Origin of the sequence: Methylobacterium tarhaniae, from assembly GCF_001043955.1 — a bacterium.
GTDB classification, from domain to species: domain Bacteria; phylum Pseudomonadota; class Alphaproteobacteria; order Rhizobiales; family Beijerinckiaceae; genus Methylobacterium; species Methylobacterium tarhaniae.
Genome location: NZ_LABZ01000388.1, coordinates 1 through 1,175, shown reverse-complemented (window position 1 = coordinate 1,175; position 1,175 = coordinate 1). Strand labels below are relative to the sequence as shown.

The window sequence follows — 1,175 nt, the reverse complement described above, 5'->3', positions numbered from 1 at the left end:
GGGGCACGTTCCCGGTCGGGGAGATCCAGGCCCCCGACGTGGCGGCCGAGCGCGCCGACCAGCGCGAGCGGCTGATCGGCTGGACCGCCCATCCCGACCGGGTCTCCGGCTCGGCCGCCACCCTCGACCTGATCGGCCTCGTCTTCACCACGCCGCGCGAGCCCGGCGCCGGCTACCGGCCCCTGGCCCTCGACCTCGCGGGAGCGCCGGACCGCGCCGCGGTGCTGGTGGCCGAACAGCCCCTGACCCTCACCCTCACCACCCACCCGCCCGACCGCATCGGGGCCCTGGGCGTGGAAGAGAGCGCCGCCTTCGGGCTCGCGGAGGGCCGGTCAGGCCTGCTCGCGGGTTTCCGCGCCCTGCCCTACGGCGCCGCCGAGGTCGCGCCGGTGCTCGATCCCCAGCGCTTCGGACCCGGAACCCTGCGCGGCTTCTGCGCAGCCCTGCGGCTCTGGGCGGTGCAGTTCGGCCTGCCGGCCTGGCGCACCCGCTACACCCTGATCGAGAACCCGACCCGCATCGCCCTCGCCGGCGAAGCGGTGCAGAGCGACGGCACGCCCCGCGGCCAGGTCTCCGGCCGGCGGCTCGCCCGGCTGTGCCGGATGTGAGACCGGCGGTCGAACCAACGAGATTCCCGAGCCGATCGCTGCCCTGCCGGCCCGGGCATGGGACGCAGGCCACCCGTACGGGGTGGCGGTGGATCGTCAAGGCGCATCACCGGTATCGTCCAGGCGGCCACGGACGAAGCCCCGGGAGATGAGACGGCTGCGTTCACGGGTCCGGCGTTCGGCGTCCAGGAGATCGGCCAAGGCGTCCGTGATGGCGCATCGCAGGGCCAGGGCGAGGTCGCCGGAGGTCTGTGACAGGTAGGCCGCGGCGATGGCCTCGACGGGACATGAGGTGACAGCGGAGGAGCCTTCAGCGGGTCCGGTCTGTCTCGCCTGCATCGTGTGCCCTCCGTCCGAATCATTGAGAACGAAAAGGGAACAAGCAACGGGGCGGTTGGTTCGGTCAAGGCTGGCAGGGTCGGCCTGCCGCGCTACCGCGCTCGTAGACCCCTCGCACGCGGCACCCGACGCTGCCTTGGGGCGGAAGAAGGAAGAACCGTACGGGCTCGATGTGTCGCAAAGATTTATGGCTGCCTTAACGCCTCGACCGGCACACCTCTCCCTCGT

General features: G+C 72.3%; 1 protein-coding gene and 1 pseudogene. One reads left to right on the top strand and one right to left on the bottom strand.

Going from position 1 to position 1,175, the window contains the following annotated elements:
* A pseudogene (locus VQ03_RS34165) lies at window positions 1-608 on the top strand (hypothetical protein); the annotation flags it as partial.
* A gap of 96 nt (window positions 609-704) precedes the next feature.
* Here the strand turns inward: VQ03_RS34165 and VQ03_RS30185 are convergent.
* On the bottom strand, window positions 705-947 hold the full coding sequence (locus tag VQ03_RS30185; RefSeq protein WP_048454628.1) for a hypothetical protein: 243 nt from the start codon (window positions 945-947) through the stop codon (window positions 705-707).
* Window positions 948-1,175 lie beyond the last annotated feature (228 nt).

Excerpts from the sequence above, each read along its gene's own strand:
- VQ03_RS30185 (WP_048454628.1), bottom strand. The coding sequence starts at position 947 with ATGCAGGCGAGACAGACCGGACCCGCTGAAGGCTCCTCCGCTGTCACC.